Annotated in this window: 20 protein-coding genes; 11 read left to right on the top strand and 9 right to left on the bottom strand. The window is 69.4% G+C overall.

Annotation, left to right across the window (positions count from 1 at the left end; translation table 11 throughout):
• Positions 1-31: 31 nt before the first annotated feature.
• The 6 genes from dnaB to E1288_RS05635 form a co-directional block, all read right to left on the bottom strand.
• A complete protein-coding gene (dnaB, locus tag E1288_RS05660) occupies positions 32-1,417 on the bottom strand; it encodes a replicative DNA helicase (protein ID WP_397527837.1) in 1,386 nt (461 codons plus the stop codon).
• Between the two features lie 423 nt (positions 1,418-1,840).
• The gene (gene rplI, locus E1288_RS05655; protein ID WP_132481853.1) at positions 1,841-2,293 is read right to left on the bottom strand and encodes a 50S ribosomal protein L9; all 453 of its coding nucleotides are present in this window, start codon (positions 2,291-2,293) and stop codon (positions 1,841-1,843) included.
• Between the two features lie 18 nt (positions 2,294-2,311).
• Positions 2,312-2,548, bottom strand: coding sequence for a 30S ribosomal protein S18 (gene rpsR / locus E1288_RS05650; protein WP_093151213.1), 237 nt, complete (start codon positions 2,546-2,548; stop codon positions 2,312-2,314).
• A gap of 45 nt (positions 2,549-2,593) precedes the next feature.
• Positions 2,594-3,076 carry a single-stranded DNA-binding protein gene (locus E1288_RS05645; protein ID WP_093263833.1) on the bottom strand — a complete coding sequence of 161 codons (483 nt, stop codon included), beginning with the start codon at positions 3,074-3,076 and terminating at the stop codon, positions 2,594-2,596.
• Positions 3,077-3,118: 42 nt separating this feature from the next.
• Positions 3,119-3,469 carry a 30S ribosomal protein S6 gene (gene rpsF / locus E1288_RS05640; RefSeq protein ID WP_010312877.1) on the bottom strand — a complete coding sequence of 117 codons (351 nt, stop codon included), beginning with the start codon at positions 3,467-3,469 and terminating at the stop codon, positions 3,119-3,121.
• Positions 3,470-3,754: 285 nt separating this feature from the next.
• Positions 3,755-4,693, bottom strand: coding sequence for a hypothetical protein (locus E1288_RS05635; protein WP_132481850.1), 939 nt, complete (start codon positions 4,691-4,693; stop codon positions 3,755-3,757).
• 169 nt (positions 4,694-4,862) lie between these two features.
• Here E1288_RS05635 and E1288_RS05630 point away from each other — a divergent pair, with 169 nt between their 5' ends.
• Positions 4,863-5,630 carry a deoxyribonuclease IV gene (locus tag E1288_RS05630; RefSeq protein ID WP_132481847.1) on the top strand — a complete coding sequence of 256 codons (768 nt, stop codon included), beginning with the start codon at positions 4,863-4,865 and terminating at the stop codon, positions 5,628-5,630.
• 32 nt (positions 5,631-5,662) lie between these two features.
• Positions 5,663-7,018, top strand: a complete 1,356-nt coding sequence (locus tag E1288_RS05625) for a glycosyltransferase family 87 protein (RefSeq protein ID WP_408012994.1) — start codon at positions 5,663-5,665, stop codon at positions 7,016-7,018.
• Here the strand turns inward: E1288_RS05625 and E1288_RS05620 are convergent.
• Positions 6,987-7,952: a helix-turn-helix transcriptional regulator gene (locus E1288_RS05620; protein WP_207954207.1), complete on the bottom strand. Its 966-nt coding sequence runs from the start codon at positions 7,950-7,952 to the stop codon at positions 6,987-6,989. The two genes, E1288_RS05625 and E1288_RS05620, sit on opposite strands and share 32 nt — an antisense overlap.
• An 84-nt stretch (positions 7,953-8,036) precedes the next feature.
• Here E1288_RS05620 and E1288_RS05615 point away from each other — a divergent pair, with 84 nt between their 5' ends.
• A complete protein-coding gene (locus E1288_RS05615; RefSeq protein ID WP_207954206.1) occupies positions 8,037-8,435 on the top strand; it encodes a DUF3224 domain-containing protein in 399 nt (132 codons plus the stop codon).
• A gap of 77 nt (positions 8,436-8,512) precedes the next feature.
• On the opposite strand, the gene E1288_RS05610 is transcribed toward E1288_RS05615, so the two are convergent.
• Complete coding sequence (locus E1288_RS05610) at positions 8,513-10,357, bottom strand: acyl-CoA dehydrogenase (RefSeq protein WP_132481840.1); 1,845 nt, start codon at positions 10,355-10,357, stop codon at positions 8,513-8,515.
• 258 nt (positions 10,358-10,615) lie between these two features.
• Between E1288_RS05610 and E1288_RS05605 the strand changes: the two genes are divergently transcribed.
• Entirely contained in the window at positions 10,616-11,572 is a 957-nt protein-coding gene (locus tag E1288_RS05605) for an ATP-binding cassette domain-containing protein (RefSeq protein ID WP_132481837.1), read from the top strand.
• A 136-nt stretch (positions 11,573-11,708) separates the two neighbouring features.
• The gene (locus E1288_RS05600; RefSeq protein WP_132481834.1) at positions 11,709-12,509 is read left to right on the top strand and encodes an ABC transporter permease; all 801 of its coding nucleotides are present in this window, start codon (positions 11,709-11,711) and stop codon (positions 12,507-12,509) included.
• 230 nt (positions 12,510-12,739) lie between these two features.
• On the opposite strand, the gene E1288_RS05595 is transcribed toward E1288_RS05600, so the two are convergent.
• Positions 12,740-13,675: a nucleoside hydrolase gene (locus E1288_RS05595; protein WP_132481831.1), complete on the bottom strand. Its 936-nt coding sequence runs from the start codon at positions 13,673-13,675 to the stop codon at positions 12,740-12,742.
• 158 nt (positions 13,676-13,833) lie between these two features.
• Between E1288_RS05595 and E1288_RS05590 the strand changes: the two genes are divergently transcribed.
• From E1288_RS05590 to E1288_RS05565, 6 genes are all read left to right on the top strand, one after another.
• Entirely contained in the window at positions 13,834-15,222 is a 1,389-nt protein-coding gene (locus tag E1288_RS05590) for an MFS transporter (protein ID WP_132481828.1), read from the top strand.
• 172 nt (positions 15,223-15,394) lie between these two features.
• Entirely contained in the window at positions 15,395-16,150 is a 756-nt protein-coding gene (locus tag E1288_RS05585) for a MerR family transcriptional regulator (protein WP_132481825.1), read from the top strand.
• Between the two features lie 403 nt (positions 16,151-16,553).
• Entirely contained in the window at positions 16,554-16,997 is a 444-nt protein-coding gene (locus E1288_RS05580; RefSeq protein ID WP_132481822.1) for a fluoride efflux transporter FluC, read from the top strand.
• Positions 16,997-17,338: a DUF190 domain-containing protein gene (locus E1288_RS05575; protein ID WP_207954205.1), complete on the top strand. Its 342-nt coding sequence runs from the start codon at positions 16,997-16,999 to the stop codon at positions 17,336-17,338. The genes E1288_RS05580 and E1288_RS05575 overlap by 1 nt, the downstream gene beginning before the upstream one ends.
• A complete protein-coding gene (gene crcB, locus E1288_RS05570) occupies positions 17,335-17,709 on the top strand; it encodes a fluoride efflux transporter CrcB (protein WP_132481816.1) in 375 nt (124 codons plus the stop codon). Before E1288_RS05575 ends, crcB begins: the two co-directional genes overlap by 4 nt.
• A 69-nt stretch (positions 17,710-17,778) precedes the next feature.
• Complete coding sequence (locus E1288_RS05565; RefSeq protein ID WP_132481813.1) at positions 17,779-18,126, top strand: cupin domain-containing protein; 348 nt, start codon at positions 17,779-17,781, stop codon at positions 18,124-18,126.
• Positions 18,127-18,140 lie beyond the last annotated feature (14 nt).

Here is an 18,140-nt window from a genome sequence, read left to right as displayed (position 1 = left end):
GCCGAAAATGAGACCCTGCACCTACACGGAACTACTCCTGGGCCATGTCGACGAAGCGGCTGTAGTGCAGCTGGTGGGCGACCGTGATCGTGGCCGTCGGGCCCGCACGGTGCTTCGCCAGGATCAGGTCCGCCTCGCCCATCCGCGGGTCGTCCCGCTCGAACGCGTCCGGCCGGTGGATCAGGATCACCATGTCCGCGTCCTGCTCCAGTGAACCGGATTCGCGGAGGTCCGAGAGCTGCGGGCGCTTGTCCGTGCGCTGTTCCGGGCCTCGGTTCAGCTGGGAGATCGCGATCAGCGGCACTTCGAGCTCCTTGGCCAGCAGCTTGAGGTTTCGGGAGAACTCCGAGACCTCCTGCTGCCGGGACTCGACGCGCTTGCCGGAGGTCATCAGCTGCATGTAGTCCAGCACGATCAGCTGGATGTCGTGGCGCTGCTTGAGCCGCCGGGCCTTCGCGCGGATCTCCATCATGGTGAGGTTCGGCGAGTCGTCGACGAACAGCGGCGCCTCGCTGATCTCGCTCATCCGCCGCGCCAACCGCGTCCAGTCGTCGTCGGTCATCCGGCCACCGCGCATGTCGCCGAGCCGGATCCGGGCCTCGGCGGAGAGCATGCGCATGACGATCTCGGTGCGCCCCATTTCCAGCGAGAAGATGACGCTGCCGAGCCCGTGCTTCACCGACACCGACCTGGCAATATCCAGTCCCAGAGTCGATTTGCCCACACCAGGCCGGGCCGCGATGATGATCATCTGGCCCGCGTGGAGGCCGTTGGTCAGGGCGTCGAGGTCCGCGAAACCCGTTGGGATGCCTTGGGATTCTCCACCTCGCGAGGCGATGGCGTCGATCTCGTCCATCGTCGGTTGGAGGAGTTCTTCGAGGACGTGGTAGTCCTCGCTGGCCTTGCGCTCCGTCACGTCGTAGATCGCGGACTGGGCCCGGTCGACGACCTCCTCGATCGCCGCACCCTCGGAGCCGTGGTAGCCGAGCTGGACGATCCGGGTGCCCGCCTCCACCAGGCGGCGCAGGATCGCCTTCTCCGAGACGATCTCCGCGTAGTAGCCGGCGTTCGCCGCCGTGGGCACCGTGGCGATCAGGGTGTGCAGGTACGGCGCGCCGCCGACCTTGAGCAGTTCCTGGCGGCGTTCCAGCTCGGCCGACACGGTGATCGCGTCCGCCGGTTCGCCGCGGCCGTAGAGGTCGAGGACGCAGTCGTAGATCGCCTGGTGCGCCGGGCGGTAGAAGTCGTTGGGGCTGAGCACCTCGACGACGTCGGCGATGGCGTCCTTGCTCAGCATCATGCCGCCGAGCACCGATTGCTCCGCGGCGAGGTCCTGCGGGGGCTGCCGTTCGAAGGTGGTGCTGCTGCTCGACCCGCCGTCGCTGTCGAAGTACGGATCTTCCTGCTCGTCGGGCACCGCCACCGGACCCGTCACCTCCTCCGGCACAGGGCGTTCACGCGTGGTGTGCGTGAACGCCCGCGCGCGAAGCTAGATCGCCCGCCTGGAGCAGGCAAGTCAAGCTGTGGACAAAGCTCGGGACAACCTGTGGATAGATCGAATCGAGCTGGGGATAACTCGCGGCAGCCTTCCACGCAGCTGGGGACAACTTGGGGACAAGTCGGCATGATCGACAAAAAACCCCAGTTCAGCCCCTGTGTGAAGGCTGTGGAAGAAATCCGTGGAAAAGTCCCGGTGTGTCGCTCTCGTCGGCGTGTCGGGACTCGGCGGGGCTCGGCCACCGCCGTGACAACCGGGGCGCGCACCGGACGCAGCATCGTCCACCCGTCACACGAATGCCGGAGTGGACGATGCCGCGTTGTGGAAACCGGTACTACCGGGTCACTGCTCGCCGGCGACCTGGACGCTGACGTTGGCCGTCACGTCCGGGTGCAGCTGCACGTCGACGACGTGCTTGCCGAGCGACTTGATGTGGCCGCGCAGCTCGACGGAGCGCTTGTCCAGGTTCGGGCCACCGGCCTTGCGGACCGCGGCGACGATGTCGCCGCTGGTGATCGAGCCGAACAGCTTGCCCTGCGAGGACACCTTCGCGGTCAGCGTGACCGCGCCGAGGTCCTTCAGCTGCTGCTTGAGCTCGTGGGCGTGCTCCAGGTTGCGCACCCGGCGGTTCTCCTGCACGCGGCGGATCGTTTCGATCTGCTTCTGCGCGCCCTTGGTGGCCACGATGGCCAGGCTGCGGGGCAGCAGGTAGTTGCGCGCGTAACCGTCCTTGACCTCGACGATGTCGCCAGACTCGCCGAGACCGGTCACGTCAGCAGTGAGGATGATCTTCACGACGTGTCTCCTTCCGGGTCAGCGAGCGGTCGAGGTGTAGGGCAGCAGGGCCATCTCGCGGGCGTTCTTCACCGCGATGGCGACGTCGCGCTGGTGCTGGCTGCAGTTGCCGGTCACGCGACGGGCACGGATCTTGCCGCGGTCGGAGATGTACTTCCGCAGCAGCGTCGTGTCCTTGTAGTCGATCTGCGCCGCCTTGTCCTTGCAGAACACGCAGACCTTCTTCTTCGGCTTGCGCACGGGCGCCTTGGCCATCGGTCTTCCTCCTGAGCGAAAACTTCGTAAGCGTTGCTGCGCCGTTTAGAACGGCGGCTCGTCGCTGAACCCACCGCCGGAGCCGGCGGGCGGCGCGGAACCCCACGGGTCGTCGGCCGGGGGACCGGACGGGCCCCCGCCACCGCTGAAGCCACTGCCGCCGCGGCTGACCTTGTTCACCTTGGCGGTCGCGTAGCGCAGGGACGGCCCGATCTCATCGACCTCGAGCTCGACGACCGTGCGCTTCTCGCCTTCCTTCGTCTCGAAGGAACGCTGCCGCAGCCTGCCCTGCACGACCACCCGCATGCCGCGGGTCAGCGACTCGGCCACGTTCTCCGCGGCCTGCCGCCAGATGTTGCAGCGCAGGAACAGGGCCTCGCCGTCCTTCCACTCGCCGGACTGGCGATCGAAGGTCCGGGGCGTGGACGCGACCGTGAAGTTCGCGACCGCGGCACCGGAAGGCGTGAACCGCAGCTCCGGGTCGGCGGTCAGGTTGCCGACCACCGTGATTACCGTTTCACCAGCCATGACCTGGGGACTCCAGTCTGGTCGTTAGCGGAATCGGGCCGGTCAGGCGGACGCCTGAGCGGCGCGGGCCTTGGCGGCGCGCGCGGCCTTGCGGGGCTCGACGATCTTGCGGATGACCTTCGTCCGCAGGATCGACTCATTGAGGTTCAGCTGCCGGTCCAGTTCCTTGATGGTGGCCGGCTCGCTGTTGAGGTCCAGGACGACGTAGATGCCCTCGGCGTTCTTCTCGATCTCGAACGAGAGACGCCGGCGGCCCCAGACGTCGACCTTCTCGACGGTGCCACCGTCGTTGCGGACAACGTTGAGGAAGTTCTCCAGGGACGGAGCGACGGTGCGCTCGTCCAGGCTCGGGTCCAGGATGACCATGAGCTCGTAGTGACGCATGAAGACCATTCACCTCCTGTGGACTCACGGCCACGGGCTTTCCGTGGCAGGAGGGTCGTTCGCGTCGACGAACTGAACAAGGCTAGCAAGCGGCACCGACACCGCCGCCATCACCCCACCCCACCCCCGACGACGTTCGTGGTTCCGCAATTTCAATGGAAATCGAAGGTCCGATTTCCATTGAAATTGCGGAAGTTGTCCACAGCCGTCGGCGTGTCGGGGCGCGACACGCCCGTGTCCCGCAGTTTCAATTGAAAATGCGGGACACCGGGTGGGGTCGGGGGAGGCTCGGGGTCAGTGGCGGCGGAGGACCCAGCTGCGGACGAGGGTCGCCGTGACCACCGCCAGCGAGATCGCGGCGAGCAGCACCGGGGCCGCCACCCGGTCCGTCACCTCCGTCGGCAACGCCTCCGCCTTGCCCGCGGCGCGGATCTCCTCCTGCTGCTCACGTGCCTTCTGCTGCTCCTGGGACTGCTTCTGGAGGTCGCCGATGTCCGGCGTCAGGCCCGGCACCTGGCCGTAGCGGGCCTGCCCCCACGGGAGCGAGCCGCCCTGGAGGTCCCGCAGGCTGGGCGGCAGGACGCTGAGCGCTCCCGGCGCCCCGCCGCTGGGCGTCAGGGCCGGCGGCGGCGTCGTGGGCGCCGGCAGGGTGGGGCTCGGCGGCGCCGGGTTCGTGCTGGGTGGCGGGTTCGGCGTCGGCTTGGGCTGCTCGGGCGTCGGCTGCTGCGTGGTCGGCGGCGGTTCGACGGCGGGCTTCGCGACCTTCACCGTGAGGGCGTTGCCGAGGCTGACGAGGTTGGTGAAGTGCCAGGTGACCGCGTCGACCTTCTTCTCGGGCAGGCCGATCTCGGCGAGCCGCGGCGCGGCGGCGTCGGCGATGTCCTTGCCGGAGTAAAAGGTGCGGCCCTCCCGAGCGGGCCCGAGCGGGATCGGCGTCAAGGCGGCGAACTTCTTGGCGGCGTCGTCGGCCGGGCCGAAGGCCAGCGGCATGGCGAGCAGCACGGCCTCGCGGACCTTGAAGTCGAGCGTGGACGGCGCGATGGTGATCTGCTGGCCGGGTTCCGCGTCGACGATGGCCAGGGGCTGGTCGACGACCAGCGGGTCGGCCGCGTAGGCGGCGCCGGCGCCGAGGAAGGTGCTCGCCGTGATCGCTAAGCCGACCAGCCCCGCGGACACGGTCCGGCCGAGCGCGTTCGGCCGGACCAGCGGATTGGGTTTCCCCCGTGCTCCCATGTCTCGTCTCCCCACGGCCGTGCGAATGCCGATCACTCTCTCAAGATTAATAACGCCCGAACACCGCCATTGGTGACGGCCCGGGGGAAAACCCGTGGCTTCCCGCGCTGTGGGATCGGGCCGTTCACGCCGCCGGGAGGCGATCCGGTCGGCCGCCTAGACTTCGGGTATGCGTATCGGCGCCCACGTTCGCGATGATGACCCGTTGGCCGCCGCCGCCGAGCGCGGCGCGGAGGTCGTGCAGTTCTTCCTGTCGGACCCGCAGGGCTGGAAGGTCCCGAAGCCGCATCCGCAGGCGGAGCAGTTGCGCGACAGCGACGTCGAGGTGTTCATCCATGCGCCGTACGTGATCAACGTGGCCTCGCTGAACAACCGGATCCGGATCCCGTCCCGCAAGGCCGTGGCGCAGCAGGCGACGGCGGCGGCCGCGGTGGGCGCGACGGGCCTGATCGTGCACGGCGGGCACGTGACCAAGGACGATGCGCCGGCCGAGGGCGTGTCGAACTGGCGGAAGCTGTTCGAGCGGCAGGCCGCGGACGGCGGTTTCGACGTGCCGATCCTGATCGAGAACACCGCGGGCGGCGCCAACGCGATGGCGCGGCGGTTCGATGCGCTGGCGCGGTTGTGGGATGCGGTCGGCGAGTTCGGCGCGGGTTTCTGCCTGGACACCTGCCACGCGCACGCCGCGGGCGAGGAGCTGCTGGACATCGTCGACCGGGTGAAGGCGATCACCGGGCGGATCGATCTGGTGCACCTCAACGATTCGCGGGACGAGTTCGGCTCCTCGCGGGACCGGCACGCCAACATCGGCACGGGCAACATCGATCCGGATCTGCTGGTCGCGGTGTGCGCGAGCGCCGGGGCGCCGGTGGTGGTGGAGACGCCGGACGAGGGCCAGGCCGACGACATCGCGTTCCTCCGCGGCAAGGTCGCTTGAGCGCATCGACTTCTTCGCGGTATCGAACGGGAGTGATCGGCATCGGCGTCAAGACGGCCCGCAGGTTGACGATCTCCGGCTTGGTCGCGCTGTGCATGTTCACCGCGTTGGCGTTGGCGCTGGGGTATGCCAACAAGGCGCGGTGCACCGGCCCGCTCTTCGACGAGTGGGGGCGTTCGGAGCCCGCTTACCAGGAGCGGGCGTACGGCGACGTGTGCTACTCCGACATCCAGAACCTGTGGATCGGCCGGGACATCGACCGGCACGTCTTCCCCTACGTGCACGGCGGGATCGAGCCTGACGGGACGTTGTACGGCGGCGTGGTCGAGTACCCGGTGCTGACCGGCGTGCTGATCTGGGTGGGCGCGTTGTTCGCCGACACGGATGCGGGTTTCCTGGCCTCGTCGGCGTTGTTGATGGCGCCGTTCGGGTTGGCCGTCGCGTGGTGGCTGGGCCGGTTGAGCGGCTGGCGGGCACTGTTATGGGCGTTGAGCCCGCCGCTGGTGCTTTACGCCTTCCACAACTGGGATCTGCCGGTGGTGGCGTGCGCGGTGGCCGCGGTGTTCGTCGTGCACCGGTGGACGTCGGCGTCGTTGCGCAGGCGGGCGACGGCGGCCGCGGTGCTGCTGGGCTTGGGTTTCGCGCTGAAGCTTTACCCGGCGCTTTTCGTGCTGCCGCTGGCGTTGTACGTGCTGACCGAGGGCCGCGACGAGCGGCGGTTCGACGTGCGCGGCGCTCTGCAGGTGGTGGGGGCCGCGGTCGGGACTGCGGTGCTGGCGAACGTGCCGTTCATGCTGGCCGGGTTCGGCGGCTGGTTGGCGTCGTTCGACTTCCAGTCCCGGCGGCAGGTGGACATCAGCACGAACTCGATCTGGTACTGGGGTTTCCGGCATTGGACCGAGTACGAGGGTTTCCAGTCGGCGATGGGCGTGGTGTCGCCGCTGCTGATGCTGTTGTCGTTCGCGGTGGCTTGCGCGGTCGGCTGGTTGCGCTACGAGCGCACCGGGACGTACCCGTGGATCCAGGTGTCGGCGGCGATGTTGTGCGGTTTCCTGTTGCTGCACAAGGTGCATTCGCCGCAGTACACGCTGTGGCTGCTGCCGTTCTTCGTGCTGGTGGCGGTGCGCTGGGGCTGGATCGTGGCGTACCTGGTGGCGGACCTGGCGATGGGCATCAGCATCTTCCGCTGGTTCTACCTGAACATGGCGGGCGAGCCGAACGGCATCCACGACGGCTTCACGTCGCAGGCGCTGATGATCGGCGTCTGGGGCCGGGCGGCGCTGCTGGTGGGCCTGTTCGTGGCGTTCCTCGCCGCGCGCTCCACTGTGGACGATTTCGGCCCGGTGCGGAGCGCGTTCAGGTTGCGTAGCGAGTCGCCAGCGCGGTAACGGTTTCGGCGACCGCGGCGCGGAGTTCGGGCGGGCCGAGCACCTCGGCTTCGGCGCCGAGGCGGAGCACGTCGTGGACGGCGACGTCCTGCCGTTCGACGAGCAGGTCGACCTCGACCCAGCCGTGCTCGTCGGGCGGCCCGGCGGCGGCGAGGGCGCCGGTGCCGAGAGAGCCGAACTTCGCGGGCAGCAGTTTCTGCGCGAGCGGCGAGATCCTCAGGCGCGCTGTTCCGCGGTACATCTCGGCTTCCATGCGCCGGGCGGATTCCGCCCAGCTGGCGGCGAGGTCGAAGCCCGCGGGCCGGGCGAAGGCCTCCGGGGTGATCTCCACGGCCAGGAAGCGGGAGATCCGGTAGGTGCGGATGGCTTCGCCGGCCTGGGCCACGAGGTACCAGATCCCGCCTTTCAGGACGATGCCCAGCGGGTTGAGCTCTCGGTGCACCTCGCCACGCCACCGGCGGTAGTGCACGCGCAGGACGCGTTGTTCCCACACCGCCTGGGCGATCTCGGCCAGGTGCGGCACGTCGTCGGCGTCCCGGAACCAGCCCTTGGCGTCGAGGTGGAACCGGTCCTGGATGCGGCGGGCCCGCTCGGCCAGTTCGGCGGGCAGCGCGGCTTGGACCTTCAGCTGCGCGGTGGCCAGGACCGCGCCGAGGCCGAGTTCCCGGGCCGGTCCGGGCGCGCCGGCGAGGAAGAGGGAGCCGGCTTCGGCGTCGGTGAGGCCGGTCAGCCGGGTGCGGTAGCCGTCCATCAGGCGGTAGCCGCCGTCGGGTCCGCGGTCGGCGCAGACCGGGACGCCGGCCGCGCCGAGGGCCTCGATGTCGCGGTAGACGGTGCGGACCGACACCTCCAGCGCCTCGGCGAGTTCGGTCGCGGTCATCCGGCCGCGGTTCTGCAGCAGCAGGAGCACGGAGAGGAGCCGGTCGGCGCGCATGTGCCGGATTCTGCCCGGTGTACCTGACAGGAGATGTCAGGTACGGCGTTCAGGCTGGCCGCAAGACCGATCGAAGGGATGTCCATGACCACCGGCAGTTTCACCGTCGTCCGCTGGGACGAGAGCGTCATCGGCGACGGCGAGCAGCACCCGAAGCTCGCGCGCGCCGCGATCACCAACAAGTTCACCGGTGGCATCGAGGCTGCCGAGGTCGCCTGCGAGTACACCCTCGTGTACAGCACCGAGCTGACCGGTTCGTTCACCGGGATGCAGCTGATCCGCGGGACGCTGGACGGGCGCGAGGGCACCTTCGCCATCGAGGAGCGCGGTCACTTCGGCGGCGACGGCTCGATCCACTCGACCTTCGAGGTGGTGCCGAGCTCGGGCACCGGCGAGCTGTCCGGGCTGCGCGGAACCGGCCGCTACACGGCCACCAGCGGCGAGCTCACGGTGCCTTACGAGTTCGACTACGCGCTGGACTAGACGGATCGGGCCGTGTGCGTTTTGTGCTGCTATGGCGACACAAACGCACACGGCCCGTCAACTGCGGAAACGTCAGATCAGAAGACGGACTCGTCCAGCTCCATCAGGGAGTTGTCCGCCGCCTCGATGATCTTGCGGCGACCGGTGAGCTCCGGCAGCACGTTCTTGGCGAAGAACCGGGCCACCGCCACCTTGCCCTGGTAGAACGGCTGGTCCTTGGCCGAGGCGCCCGCGTCCAGCGCGGCGAGGGCGATCTCGGCCTGGCGCAGCAGCAGCCAGCCGATCAGCACGTCGCCCATGCTCATCAGGAACGACACCGCGTGCTGGCCGACCTTGTAGATGTTCTTGACGTCCTCCTGCGAGGAGGTCAGGAACTCGATCAGCGTGCCGAGCATGCCCTGGGCGTCCTGCAGCGCCCGGGCGACCAGCGCGCGCTCCTCCTTGAGCCGCTCGTCGGCGCCCTCGGCCTCCAGCGTCGCCTGGATCTCGGCGGCGATGTGGCCGATGGCCGCGCCGTTGTTGCGGACGATCTTGCGGAAGAAGAAGTCCTGGGCCTGGATCGCGGTGGTGCCCTCGTACAGGCTGTCGATCTTGGAGTCGCGGATGTACTGCTCGATCGGGTAGTCCTGCAGGAAGCCGGAGCCGCCGAGGGTCTGCAGCGACAGGGTCAGCATCTCGTAGGCCCGCTCCGAGCCGACGCCCTTGACGATGGGCAGCAGCAGGTCGTTGACCTGCTCGGCGACGCTGAAGTCGGTGCCCTCGTGCTGGCCCTGGAAGACCTGGTCCTGGAAGGTCGCGGTGTAGAGGTAGACCGAGCGCAGGCCTTCGGCGTAGGCCTTCTGCAGCATCAGGATACGGCGCACGTCCGGGTGGTTGGTGATGGCCACGCGCGGCGCGGTCTTGTCGGCGGCCCTGGTCAGGTCGGCGCCCTGCACGCGCTCCTTGGCGTAGTCCAGCGCGTTGAGGTAGCCGGTGGACAGGGTGCCGATGGCCTTGGTGCCGACCATCATCCGGGCGTACTCGATGACCTGGAACATCTGCGCGATGCCGTCGTGCACCTCGCCGAGCAGCCAGCCCTTGGCCGGTACGCCGTGCTGGCCGAAGGTCAGCTCGCAGGTGGCCGAGGCGTTCAGGCCCATCTTGTGCTCGACGTTGGTGACGAAGGCGCCGTTGCGCTCGCCGGGCTCGCCGGTGGTGCCGTCGAAGTGGAACTTGGGCACCAGGAACAGGCTCAGGCCCTTGGTGCCGGGCTTGGCCTCGATGCCGGGACCTTCGGGGCGGGCCAGCACCAGGTGCATGATGTTCTCGGTCATGTCCTGGTCGGCGGAGGTGATGAACCGCTTCACGCCGTCCAGGTGCCAGGAGCCGTCCTCCTGCTTGATGGCCTTGGTGCGGCCGGCGCCGACGTCGGAGCCCGCGTCCGGCTCGGTGAGCACCATGGTGGCGCCCCAGCCGCGCTCGATCATCAGCTCGGCCCAGCGGCGCTGCTCCTCGGTGCCGTTGCGCCACAGGATCGTCGCGAAGTTCGGGCCCGCCATGTACATGTAGACGGCCGGGTTGGCGCCGAGCATGAGTTCGGCGGCGGACCAGATGACGCTGGGCGGGGTGCCGTAGCCGCCGAGCTCGTCCGGCAGGCTCAGCCGCCACCATTCGCCGTCCATGACCTGCTGGTAGGACTTCTTGAACGCCTCGGGCAGCGTCACCGAGTGGGTGGCCGGGTCGAACTTGGCGGGGGTGCGGTCGCCTTCGACGAAGGAGTCGGCCAGCGGTCCGGTGGCCAGCTCGTTGAGTTCGCTGAGCACGCCCCGCACGGTGTCCTCGTCGGACTGCTCGAAGGCGCCCTTGCCCAGCCGTTCCTGCACCTTGAAGACCTCGAAGAGGTTGAACTCCAGGTCTCGGACGTTGCTCTTGTAGTGGCCCATCGAAGGCTCCCTCTTGCGCGCTGCTGCGGGCGGGCCCGGCCCGGCCCTTACTCGTCGGTAACAAGAGGGTATTACCTGACGGTAACTTCTGCCAAGCGGCCTTCCGGACGGCTTCCCTGAACCGGGCCGTGACCAGGGGCATTCCGCCGGAAAAATCCCGATCACGGGAGGTCGATCGCCCAAAAGCAGCAGCGGCGTGTCGGACCGGACACCTAGAGTTGCGCTCACATTCCGGCGACTACCCCAGCGGAGGCCCCGATGACGGCGGTGCGCGCGGAAGCCCTGGCGAAGACCTTCGGCGCGAACCGCGCGCTCGACGGCGTGGACCTGGAGATCCCGACCGGACAGGTGCTCGGCCTGCTCGGCCCCAACGGCGCGGGCAAGACCACCGTCGTGCGGATCCTCACCACCCTGCTCAAGCCGGACTCCGGGCGGGCCTTCGTGGCCGGGCACGACGTGCTCGCCGACCCGCAGGCGGTCCGCCGCTCGATCGGCCTGTCCGGGCAGTACGCGGCGGTCGACGAGAACCTCACCGGCTACGAGAACCTCTACATGGTCGGCCGACTGTACGGCATGACCCGCGCCGACGCGAGCGCGCGAGCCCGGCGGCTGCTGGACCGGTTCCGCCTGCAGGACGCCGCCGACCGGCCGTCGAAGGGCTACTCCGGCGGGATGCGGCGACGGCTCGACCTGGCCGGCGCGCTGGTCGCCGCCCCTGCCGTCGTGGTGCTCGACGAGCCCACCACCGGCCTGGACCCGCGCGGCCGGATGGACACCTGGCAGGTCATCGGCGAACTCGTCGCCGACGGCACCACCGTGCTGCTGACCACGCAATACCTGGAGGAGGCCGACCAGCTGGCCGACGGCATCGCGGTGATCGACCGCGGCCGGGTGATCGCCAGCGGCACCGCCGACGAGCTCAAGTCGCAGGTCGGCGGCGAGCGCCTCGAACTGGTCGCGCAGGACGCGGCCGACCTGCCGGTCGTCGCGCGGGTGCTCGGCGAGGTCGGCGCCGGGGAACCGGAGGTCGAGGAAAACCTGCGGAAGGCGTTCGTCGCCGTGGACAGCGGGCCGAAGTCGCTGATCGAGGCGCTGCGCCGGCTGGACGCCGAAGATGTCGCGGTGCACGACGTCGCGCTGCACCGGCCGACGCTGGACGACGTGTTCCTGGGCCTGACCGGCCGCCGCACCGAGGAGCAGGAGGGGCAGCCATGAGTAGCCCTGTGTCAACCCCAGTCCTGCTCAACCGCACCTCAGGGGAACGTGACGCAAACCAGCCACAAGAAACCGCGAAACGCGAGATCGAGCCGGACGCGGCCACAACTGTGAAGCACGGAGAGGCGGAACGGCCATGAGCGCGCTCGCCGCCAGCATCCGCGACAGCAGTGTCGTCGCGTGGCGGAACCTGATGAACATCAAGCGCAACCCGGACTGGCTGCTGTCCAGCACCGCGCAGCCGATCATGTTCGTGCTGCTGTTCGCCTACGTCTTCGGCGGCAGCCTCGGCGGCGAGGCGTACCGGGAGTTCCTGATCGGCGGGATCTTCGTGCAGACCGTCGCTTTCAACAGCGCGTTCACCGTGATCGGGCTGGCCAACGACCTGAACAAGGGCATCGTGGACCGGTTCCGGTCGCTGCCGATGTCGCGGATCGCGGTGCTGCTGGGCCGCACCTCGTCGGACCTCGTGATCAGCGTGCTGACCGTGGTGATCATGTCGGCGTGCGGGCTGCTGGTGGGCTGGCGGATCCGCGGCAGCCTGTTCGAGGCGCTGCTCGCGTTCTTCATCCTGCTGCTGTTCTCGTTCGCGATGTCCTGGGTCGGCGCGTTCATCGGGCTGATCTCGCGCAGCGTCGAGGTGGCGCAGAGCGCCGGGCTGCTCTGGCTGTTCCCGGTCACCTTCGTCTCGTCGGCGTTCGTGCCGGCGGAGGCGATGCCCGCGCCGCTGCGCGCCTTCGCGGAGTGGAACCCGATCACCGTCACCGCAGACGCGCTGCGCCAGCTCTACGGCAACCCGCTGCGGGTCACCGGCCCGCCGCCGGACAGCTGGCCGGCGCAGCACGCGGTGCTCTACTCGATCGGATCCGCGCTGGTCATCCTGGCGATCTTCATGCCGCTCGCGGTCGCCCGCTACCGCCGCGTCGCCAGCCGCTGACCGCTCACGAATCCTTAGAGAGGCTGTCTTTGAAGCGGCGCAGTCGCTTAGCCCACCCTCGCAACTCGCACCGCCGCGGGTTCACGGTGCCCACCCCTCCGGGGTTCTCCCAGCGAGGACAGCCCCGACGTGGTGAATTGGCCATTCATGAGTCGGGGATCCCACAGCGAGAAGACCGCAGCAACTCCCGCAGGGGGGCCGCCACCCGCACCGCCAAGCAAAACGAGTCCTCAAACGAGCTCGAGCAGGCCGGCGAGGAACTCCGTGACGAGGCCGTCCCGGTCGATCTCGGCCGCTACGTCGATCAGCGGGCCTTCGGGTTCGGCGAACTCGCGGCGGTCGACGACGAGCATGCCGCGGGTGTGCTCGCCGCGGAGCTCCACCCGGACCGGGGTCTTCTCGCAGCGCGCGAGATCGGGCCGCACCGCGAGCACGGCGGCGCTCGGGTCGTGCAGCGGGCAGCCGGGCCGGGCGTGCCTGCCGCGGTAGAACTGCAGGTAGTGCTGGAGGATCGCGTGCGCGAACTCGGCCTTGCGACCGGGCGCCGCGGCGATCCGGTCCACATCGGACTGGTCGAGCCAGGTGCGCATCGTGACGTCCAGGCCGACCAGCGTCAGGGGCCAGCCCGCGCCGAGCACCAGCGCGGCGGCCTCCGGGTCGTGCCAGATGTTGGCCTCGGCGAACGGGCTGATGTTGCCGGGTTCCCGCGTCGTGCCGCCCATGATGACCACGTTGCGCACGACTTCCGGCAGCCGCGGCTCGAGCAGCAGCGCCAGCGCCAGGTTCGTCAGCGGTCCGGTGGCCACGACGGTGCACTCGCCGGGCAGCTCCCGCGCGATCCGGACGAGCTGCTCGGCCGCCGACACCGGCTCGGGGCGCAGCTCGGACATGGGGCTCGCGTGTCCGCCGAGGCCGTCCTCGCCGTGCACGAGCGCGGAGATGTCCAGCGGTTGCGCCAGCGGGCGCTGCGCGCCGACCGCGACCGGGATGTCCCGCCGGCCGGCGACGTCGAGCACCTGCAGGGCGTTGGCGGCGGCAGCGTCGGCCGGCGCGTTGCCGTGCACCGTGCCGACCGCGACGAGCTCGACCTCGTCCCGACCCAGGAGGAACAGCGTCGCGAGCGCGTCGTCGATCCCGTAGTCGCCATCAAAGATGATCTTGGCCAAATCGCCACCTCACTCGGGTCGAATCACGGCAATCGTTATCCACACAGTTGGATCTAGTTCTATCAGCTGTTTCAACAAAAAGTTAGGCGAATCGTTGACGATCCGGTGACCGATGCCTACCTTCTACGGAAATCGATTCCATCACTACGGGAGTGATCATGGTCGGGTCCGTCGTGGATCGGCCCGCGGCAACGCGGCAACGCACCGGGCTGGTGCTCACAGCGCTGATCATCGGTGTGGTGAGCTTCCAGCTCAACGCCACCATGGTCACCCCGGCCATGCCGGACATCGCCCGCACCCTGGGCACCACCACCGACCTGGTCGGCCTGTCGCAGACCATGTTCCTGCTGATCGGCGGCCTCGCGGGCGTCGTGCTGTCGCGGCTGAGCGACCACGTCGGGCGGCGCAAGGTCCTGGTGATCTCGCTGCTGGTGATGTCCGCAGGCTCGCTGATCGCGATGCTCGCGCCGAACATCGGCGTGCTGATCGCGGCCCGGGTGCTGCAGGGCGCGTCCGGCGCGACGTTCCAGCTCACCTACCTGATCCTGCGCGACGTCCTGTCGCCGAAGCAGTTCGGCCAGGCCCTCGGCCTGGTCACCGCGATCAACGGCGGCGTCGGCGGCCTCGACGGGCTGGCCGGCGGCGCGCTGGCCGACACCGTCGGCTTCCGCGCGGTGTTCGCGGTGATCCTCGGCCTGGGCGTGATCGCCGCGCTGATGGCGGGCAGGTTCGTGCCCGAGACCCACGCCGGCACCGGCGGCCGGATGGACTGGGCCGGTGCGGTCGCGCTGACCGGCGCGCTCGCGGCCCTCAACCTCGGCATCAGCCAGGGCAATGACCAGGGCTGGCTCAGCCCGCTCGCGCTCGGCCTGCTGATCGGCGGCGCCGTGCTGCTGGCCGTGTTCTGGCGGGTCGAGAACCGCGTCGGCGAACCGCTGATGGCCGCCCGCCACCTGCGGTCCCGGCAGGTGTGGCCGCTGGTGGCGACCACGCTGCTCGCCCTCACCGGCGTGTTCTGCGCGATCAACTTCACCGTCGTGCTGCTCAGCCAGGACGAGCAGCTCGGCTACGGCATGAACGCGACGCTGTCGGCCCTGATGTTCCTGGCACCGCCCGCGGTGATCGGGCTGGCGTCCGGGCCGGTGGCCGGCTGGCTCGCGCCGCGCGTCGGCTGGCGGCTGGTACTACGGGTGGGGCTCGCGCTGAGCATCGCCTCGCTGGTCTTCGCCGCGGCCTTCGCCGACTCGCGGTGGCTGGTCTTCGCCGCGTTCATCGGGCTCGGCATCGGCTACAACGGCCTGGTCATGACGACGCTCAGCGGGCTCGGCGTGGTGCTCTCGCCGAAGGAGAGCCCGGGGGCGCTGCCAGGCATGAACGGCGCGGCGTTCGGCATCGGTGCCTCGCTGGGCATCGGCATCGTCGCGCCGACCGTCGACGGCGGCGACTACCACACGGCGCTGTGGATCTCGGTGGCCGTGACGGCGCTGGCGCTGGTCGCGTCGTTCCTCATCAAGCCCCCGTCGACGATCGAAGGCGAGAACATCTAGGGCGTTCGCCCCTCAGGCGGGGCGCCGGTTTCGCGCGAAAGCGGCGCCGCCAGGCGTGGCGAACGCCGGTTTCGCGCGAAACCGGCACACCCTCCCCGCAGAGAATCCGGGTTGACCCTCACGTCACGTGAGGCCGCATGCTCGGTGCCGAGGAGGCGAGGAGGCGAGGACCATGAGCTACTCGGTCGGCGAGGCGGCCCGGATCGCCGGGGTGACCGTGCGGACGCTGCACCACTACGACGAGATCGGCCTGCTGACCCCCAGCGGCCGGACGGCGGCGGGCTACCGCAGCTACTCCGACCCGGACCTGGACCGGCTGCGCCGCATCCTGTTCTACCGGGAGCTCGACCTCGGCCTCGACGACATCGCGAGCATCCTCGCCGACGGTGGCGCGCACGCGCACCTGAAGCGGCAGCACGAGCTGCTGCTGGCCCGCATCGAGCGGTTGCAGCGGATGGTCGCGGCGGTGGAACGCGAGATGGAGGCGAACACGATGGGGATCGACCTGACGCAGGAGGAGAAGTTCGAGCTGTTCGGCGACTTCGACCCGGACGACTACGCCGCGGAGGCCGAGCAGCGCTGGGGCGGCACCGACGCCTACCGGCAGTCCCAGCAGAAGATGTCCGGCTTCACCAAGGCGGACTGGAAGCGGTTCATGGCCGAGCAGGAGGACATCGGCCGCCGGCTCGCCGAGGCGATGCGGGCCGGGCACGCGCCGGACGGCGAGGCGGCGATGGACCTCGCCGAGGAGCACCGCGGGCACATCACGCGCTGGTGCTACGACTGCACCTACGAGATCCACCGCGGTCTCGGCGAGATGTACGTGGCGGACGAGCGGTTCGCGGCGAACTACGAGAAGCTCGTGCCCGGCCTCGCCGAGTACGTCCGGACGGCGATCAACGCCAACGCCACCCGAGCCGGCGCGTAGGCGGCCCGTCCCAGATCACCGCAATTTCCATTGAAATCGAAGGTCCGATTTCAATGAGCGTTTTTCATCCTGGTCGGCCCGCAGCCGCGGGTCGCAAAGCTGCACGTCGATGGGGTGCCGCATGCGCCGCAGGCGCATAACCCACCTACGACACCTGCACCGCCGCGGGTTCTCAGAGGCTTCCTGGCGAGGACGGCCCTGACGCCGTGTAATTGGACCAGGGCACCCACAGTCCAGGGAGCCTCTGAGGTTCCGCTACCCGCACCGCCACGCAAAACGAGGTTGGAAAAACCTCAATGGAAATTGCGGCCATCACCCACCCTGCCAACGGTGATCACCTGGCCACGGCGACGCCCGCTGAGGAGCGGGGTAGCGTTTCGCACCGGAACAGGTGAGGAGCGTGATGGGTTCGGCATTCCCGGCTGAGCTGCAGCCGCAGAGCAAGCCCCGGACCAGGGCCGCGTGGGACGTGTACGCGGTGGTCTCGGTCGGCGGCACGCTGGGCTCGCTGCTGCGCTACGGCGCGTCCCTGGCCTGGCCGGGGCCGTTGTCGACGTTGCTGGTCAACGTGATCGGCTGCGTGGCCATCGGGGTGCTGATGCACGTGATCACCGAGCTCGTCGTCGCGCACCGGCTGGTCCGGCCGTTCCTCGGCGTCGGCGTGCTCGGCGGGTTCACCACGTTCTCCACCTACGTCGTCGACGCGCTGCACCTCGTGCTCGACCACCAGCCCGCGCTCGCCCTGGCCTACCTGGTCGGGACCGTGCTGAGCTGCCTGCTCGCGGTGCTCGTCGGGGTGTTGGCGGCGCGCTCGGTGGCGCGCCTGTTCGGGCGGGGTGATCGGTGATGCGGCTGCAGGGCGAGGCGTTCCGGCTCACCGCGATCGTCGGCGAAGGCGACACCTACCAGCACAAACCGCTGTACCACGAGATCGTGCTGCGGGCCAGGCACGCCGGGCTGGCCGGCGCCTCGGTGTTCCGCGGCGTCGAGGGCTTCGGCGCGACCGCGGCGATCCACACCGCGCGGCTGCTGTCGCTGAGCGAGGACCTGCCGGTCGCGGTGGTGATCGTCGACGACGAGCAGCGGGTGCGGAGCTTCCTGCCGGAGCTCGACGGACTGGTCACCAACGGCCTGGTGCTGCTCGACGAGGTCGAGGTGATCCGCTACGCCGGCAACGAGCCGCGGTGACGTTCGTGCTGGTCGCGGTCGGTGGGGCGCTGGGCGCGTGCCTCCGGTTCCACACCGATCGCTGGGTGCAGGCGCGGCACGACACCGGCTTCCCGTGGGGCACGGTGACCGTCAACGCGATCGGCTCGCTGATCCTCGGCTTCCTCGCCGGCGTCGCGCTCTTCGGCGTGCCGATCCCGGTGCTCCAGGCCTTCATCGGCGTCGGCTTCTGCGGCGCGCTGACCACCTTCAGCACGTTCAGCTACGAAACCGTCCGGCTGCTGCTCGACGGCGCACGGCTGTTCGCGGTGCTCAACGTGGTCGTCACGACGCTCGCCGGGATCGGTTCGGGCGTGCTCGGCGTGGTGCTGGCCGCCGCGATCTGGGGCTGACCCGCCGCGCTGCCCGACTGCCCCGGCGGCGGGAGAATCGAGGCGAAACGGGCACGGGAGGGGGATCCGATGAGCGACACCACGATCATCAAGGTGGACGGCGCGCACTCACCGCGCGGCGCCCTCGGCCAGTACTACCTCGCCGAAGGCGTCGGCCTGGCGATGCGGCTGTGGCGCGACGAGCCGCCGGGCGTGGACAAGCAGTCGGCGGCCCGCGACTACGAGACGGCCGGATACGTGATCAGCGGCCGCGCGGAGCTGCAGAGCGAGGGCCAGACGGTGCTGCTCGAGCCGGGCGACTCGTGGATCATCCCGAAGGGCGCCGAGCACCGCTACAAGATCCTCGAAACGTTCACCGCCGTCGAGGCCACGCACCCGCCGGCCCAGGTCCACGGCCGCGACGAGAAGTCCGGCTGACCAGCGGGTGGTGT

Origin of the sequence: Saccharopolyspora elongata (assembly GCF_004348985.1) — a bacterium.
GTDB lineage: Bacteria > Actinomycetota > Actinomycetes > Mycobacteriales > Pseudonocardiaceae > Saccharopolyspora > Saccharopolyspora elongata.
Note: the sequence above shows the minus strand (reverse complement) of the source record. Positions and strands in the feature narration are given on the sequence as shown.

Excerpts from the sequence above, each read along its gene's own strand:
- rpsR (WP_093151213.1), bottom strand. The coding sequence starts at position 2,548 with ATGGCCAAGGCGCCCGTGCGCAAGCCGAAGAAGAAGGTCTGCGTGTTC.
- E1288_RS05645 (WP_093263833.1), bottom strand. The coding sequence starts at position 3,076 with ATGGCTGGTGAAACGGTAATCACGGTGGTCGGCAACCTGACCGCCGAC.
- rpsF (WP_010312877.1), bottom strand. The coding sequence starts at position 3,469 with ATGGTCTTCATGCGTCACTACGAGCTCATGGTCATCCTGGACCCGAGC.
- E1288_RS05635 (WP_132481850.1), bottom strand. The coding sequence starts at position 4,693 with ATGGGAGCACGGGGGAAACCCAATCCGCTGGTCCGGCCGAACGCGCTC.
- E1288_RS05630 (WP_132481847.1), top strand. The coding sequence starts at position 4,863 with ATGCGTATCGGCGCCCACGTTCGCGATGATGACCCGTTGGCCGCCGCC.
- E1288_RS05620 (WP_207954207.1), bottom strand. The coding sequence starts at position 7,952 with ATGCGCGCCGACCGGCTCCTCTCCGTGCTCCTGCTGCTGCAGAACCGC.
- E1288_RS05615 (WP_207954206.1), top strand. The coding sequence starts at position 8,037 with ATGACCACCGGCAGTTTCACCGTCGTCCGCTGGGACGAGAGCGTCATC.
- E1288_RS05610 (WP_132481840.1), bottom strand. The coding sequence starts at position 10,357 with ATGGGCCACTACAAGAGCAACGTCCGAGACCTGGAGTTCAACCTCTTC.
- E1288_RS05605 (WP_132481837.1), top strand. The coding sequence starts at position 10,616 with ATGACGGCGGTGCGCGCGGAAGCCCTGGCGAAGACCTTCGGCGCGAAC.
- E1288_RS05600 (WP_132481834.1), top strand. The coding sequence starts at position 11,709 with ATGAGCGCGCTCGCCGCCAGCATCCGCGACAGCAGTGTCGTCGCGTGG.
- E1288_RS05590 (WP_132481828.1), top strand. The coding sequence starts at position 13,834 with ATGGTCGGGTCCGTCGTGGATCGGCCCGCGGCAACGCGGCAACGCACC.
- E1288_RS05585 (WP_132481825.1), top strand. The coding sequence starts at position 15,395 with ATGAGCTACTCGGTCGGCGAGGCGGCCCGGATCGCCGGGGTGACCGTG.
- E1288_RS05580 (WP_132481822.1), top strand. The coding sequence starts at position 16,554 with ATGGGTTCGGCATTCCCGGCTGAGCTGCAGCCGCAGAGCAAGCCCCGG.
- E1288_RS05575 (WP_207954205.1), top strand. The coding sequence starts at position 16,997 with ATGCGGCTGCAGGGCGAGGCGTTCCGGCTCACCGCGATCGTCGGCGAA.
- E1288_RS05565 (WP_132481813.1), top strand. The coding sequence starts at position 17,779 with ATGAGCGACACCACGATCATCAAGGTGGACGGCGCGCACTCACCGCGC.